Source organism: Arthrobacter sp. H41, assembly GCF_000520535.1.
Taxonomy (GTDB): domain Bacteria; phylum Actinomycetota; class Actinomycetes; order Actinomycetales; family Micrococcaceae; genus Arthrobacter_D.
Map to the genome: position 1 here is coordinate 1 of NZ_KI914843.1, position 3589 is coordinate 3589.

General features: G+C 66.5%; 4 protein-coding genes and 1 pseudogene. 2 read left to right on the forward strand and 3 right to left on the reverse strand.

Translation table 11 applies throughout. The features are described 5' to 3' along the window. Positions 1-390 (forward strand): annotated as a pseudogene (locus tag Y705_RS20760) (phosphoglucosamine mutase); the annotation flags it as partial. Between the two features lie 21 nt (positions 391-411). Here the strand turns inward: Y705_RS20760 and Y705_RS21600 are convergent. From Y705_RS21600 to coaA, 3 genes are all read right to left on the reverse strand, one after another. After that, positions 412-897 carry an SRPBCC family protein gene (locus tag Y705_RS21600; protein WP_081738122.1) on the reverse strand — a complete coding sequence of 162 codons (486 nt, stop codon included), beginning with the start codon at positions 895-897 and terminating at the stop codon, positions 412-414. A 104-nt stretch (positions 898-1001) separates the two neighbouring features. Then, positions 1002-1673, reverse strand: a complete 672-nt coding sequence (locus Y705_RS0116045) for a M15 family metallopeptidase (protein ID WP_049822903.1) — start codon at positions 1671-1673, stop codon at positions 1002-1004. A gap of 248 nt (positions 1674-1921) precedes the next feature. Further along, on the reverse strand, positions 1922-2908 hold the full coding sequence (coaA, locus tag Y705_RS0116050) for a type I pantothenate kinase (RefSeq protein WP_081738123.1): 987 nt from the start codon (positions 2906-2908) through the stop codon (positions 1922-1924). Between the two features lie 54 nt (positions 2909-2962). Here coaA and Y705_RS20765 point away from each other — a divergent pair. Beyond that, a partial coding sequence (locus tag Y705_RS20765; RefSeq protein ID WP_173401108.1) for a class II glutamine amidotransferase occupies positions 2963-3589 on the forward strand: 627 nt, incomplete at its 3' end.

Consider the following 3589-nt stretch of genomic DNA (forward strand, 5'->3'; position numbering starts at 1 on the left):
GGCGGCGAACAGTCGGGCCACGTGATCTTCGCCGAATACGCCACCACGGGCGACGGCGTGCTCACGGGACTGCAGCTGGCTGCACAGGTTGCGAAAACCGGGCGGAGCCTCAAGGACCTTGCTGGCGTCATGACAAAGCTTCCCCAGGTCCTCATCAACGTCCGGGGCGTGGACCGCACCGCCGTTAACTCCGACGAGGGCGTGCAGGACGCCGTGCGGAAAGCGCAGGAGGTGCTGGGAGAGACGGGCCGCGTCCTGCTGCGGCCTTCCGGCACCGAGCCCGTGGTCCGCGTGATGGTTGAGGCCGCCGACATGGAGACCGCTCAGCGCATTGCCGACGACCTCGCGGCGATCGTGCAGGGCCGCCTGGCGCTGGAGCCGGTAGCGTAAGGCGCTTCCCAACTGTGGAGGTTAGGCTCCGGTAGGTTTTTGCTCGGCGAGAGTGCGGAGCCGTTGCAGGCTTTCCGCCATGCCGTCATGCATAGTCTTACGGCGGTTCCTATCACGACCGAAGTTGCTCACTATGATCCATCCGGCCCGGGTGATGGGCCGCACTACTTCGTATGACTCGGTCACTCGGGTTCCGCCGTTCGCGGGTTCAAACCGGTAACGCCAGTGCAGGATGCCACAGAGGGGTTCGGCCCGTGCGAAAGCGAACTCCCGGCCAGGTAGCACTGCAGTGACGATCGGCTTGTTGCTCCATCGAGATTTTCCGATTTTGTTCTGTGCCTTGAACCGGGCACCGAGTGCGGGACCAACAGCACCGCCAAGCCATACGCAAGATGCTATCTCCGGGCTGTATTCCGGCGTCCTGGTTACGTCAGCCACGATCGCATAAACGTCCTCGGGAGGAGCATCGACATGGATACTCAATTCATCCCGGTCCAAAGTTTGCATCAGAGTTCCTCCCTGCGGGAAACCCCAGACTGCACCGCTGGCGAGTCTCCGTTCCATTACGGTAGACCTCACAACCTCCACCGACAAGAGTACGAGTTGACTCCTCAGTATCCTGGTGCCGCGGGAAGCCCGAAATGCTGCTCGAGGGTGGCCGTCCCCGAAGCCTCGATCGCCCGAGCAACCTCGGAGCCGACGTAGCGGAGGTGCCACGGCTCCCAGGAGAAGCCGGTGATCCCGTCGAAGCCCTGCGGATAGCGCACGATGAACCCGTAGGCCGCCGCATTCGCCTCGGTCCACTGTCCCGCCGCGGTGTCACTGAAGCAGGTGGCCAGGGTGCACGCGCCGTCGTCCTGCCCCACGTCGACGGCAAGGCCCGTCTGGTGCTCTGAATGCCCGGGCCGTGCCGATACCGTATCCGCCAGCGCGGCATCACCGTACTGGTTTACCCAGTAGGCGTAGGTCGATTCCTGGTTCGCGTACGAGCGGTACGCGCTGAGCACTGTCAGGTTCACGCCGTCGGACTGTGCATCGGCGAACATCCGCTCGACGGCGGCGGCCGCGTCCGGCCGGAGCAGTGCGCTCCCCGCCGAGGGTCCAAGCGCGACGCCAGGTGGAACGAGGCTGGCCGGCGCGAAGTCCGGGGGGTTCAGCGGCCGCCGCTTGTTGACGACGACGTCGATCGCCGACGGGTCCGAGTGCTCGCCGGGTGCTTCAGCGGCCGGACCGGGCCCAGGGGCCTCCCCTCCGCGGGACGGCGATCCGGGAGCCGGTGCCACGGGTAACGGACTTTCGGGAGGCGTCGGCTCTTCAGGCACCGGCGCGTCGGACGCCGCCTGCCCGGCCGTCGGATCGGCTGCGTGGGAAGGGGGACGGGAAGGGGTGGCGGAAAGGGGTGGAGAGGGGGCCGCGGAAGCCGCCGTCGTTCTTGCAGGAACGTCGGGGTCCACGCTGCAAGCGCTCAGGAACAGGGCCCCCAGCAGCAGGGCGGGGAGCCGCGGGCCGGTGATCCGGGCGCGTCGGGCTGTCAGGTCTTCCGTAGCAGCATCCTCCGGATCGAATGGTCGGACTCCTTGGTCAGGACCAGCTGCGCCCGTCCGCGGGTCGGGAGCACGTTCATCATCAGGTTCGGCTCGTTGATGCGCCGCCAGATTCCCTGCGCCGTCTCACGGGCCTCGTCGTCGGAGAGCCGGGCGTACCGGTGGAAATAGGAATGGGGGTCGGCGAACGCACCGGACCGCAGCGATTGGAACCGCTGGATGTACCACTGCTCGATGTAGGACGTCTTGGCGTCCACGTAGACGGAGAAATCGAAGAAATCGCTGAGGGCGAGTCCCGTGATGCCGTCCGGCCGTGCCCGCGCGGGCGCGAGGACGTTGAGGCCCTCCACGATCAGGACGTCGGGCCGCCGCACCACCACTTCCCGGCCGGGCACGATGTCATAGGTCAAATGTGAATACCACGGGGCGCGCACCTCATCGGCGCCGCTCTTCACCTCGCTCACGAAGCGAAGGAGCCGCCGCCGGTCGTAGGACTCGGGGAAGCCCTTCCGCTCCATGAGCCCGCGGCGCTTGAGCTCGGCGTTCGGGTAGAGGAAACCGTCGGTGGTGACGAGTTCGACGCTCGGGGATTCCGGCCACCGGCGCAGCAGGTCCCGCAGCACGCGCGCCGTCGTCGACTTCCCCACGGCGACCGAGCCCGCCACTCCGATCACGAACGGTGTCCGTCGGGTCGTCTCACCGAGGAAGGTATTGGTGGCCGAATGCAGTTCACCGGCTGCGGCGATGTAGAGGTTGAGGAGCCGGGAGAGGGGGAGGTAGACCTCGCGGACCTCGTCGAGGTTCAGTGCGTCTCCCAGGCCTCGGAGCCGCTGGATGTCCTCGGAGTTGAGGGGAGAGGTGATCTCATTGGAGAGCCGTGACCACATCTGCCGGTCGAGCTCCACGAAGGGGGTGAAAGTTTCGGGACCACAGGCCTGTTGAGTACCCGGGCTTCGATCGTTCACCCTGAGCATTCTGCCCGTTGACCTTGACATTAACAAACCACTACTGCCGGTAGGCTTGAGATCATGTGTGGAATCGTAGGTTATGTAGGCCGCGAACGCGGACAGGTCCTTTCAACGCTGGAAGCTGTGCCGCCGGCAGTCGGGTCAGCAGGTAACTCGGCGAATGGGGAGGCGAAGCACGGTGCCCTCGACGTCGTCATGGAGGGCCTCCGGCGCCTCGAATACCGCGGATACGACTCCGCCGGCGTGGCGGTGCTCACGCCGTCGGGCGTCGAATCCCGCAAGAAGGCCGGCAAACTGACCAACCTGGTCCAGGAACTCGCCGCCGCGCCGTTGCCGCGGTCCCTGACCGGCATCGGCCACACCCGCTGGGCCACCCACGGCGGCCCCACCGACCAGAACGCCCACCCGCACCTCGCCGATGCGGGCCGACTGGCCGTCATCCACAACGGCATCATCGAGAACTATGCGGAGCTCAAGGCGGAACTGCTGGCCGACGGCCTCGAGTTCATCTCCGACACCGACACCGAGGTGGCCGCGGGGCTTCTGGGCTCCATCTACCGCAGCCTCAAGGACAGCGGATCCGAGGGCGACGTGCTGACCCTCGCGATGCAGCAGGCCTGCCAGCGCCTCGAGGGCGCCTTCACGCTGCTCGCGATCCACGAGGACCAGCCGGGAGTAGTCACGGCC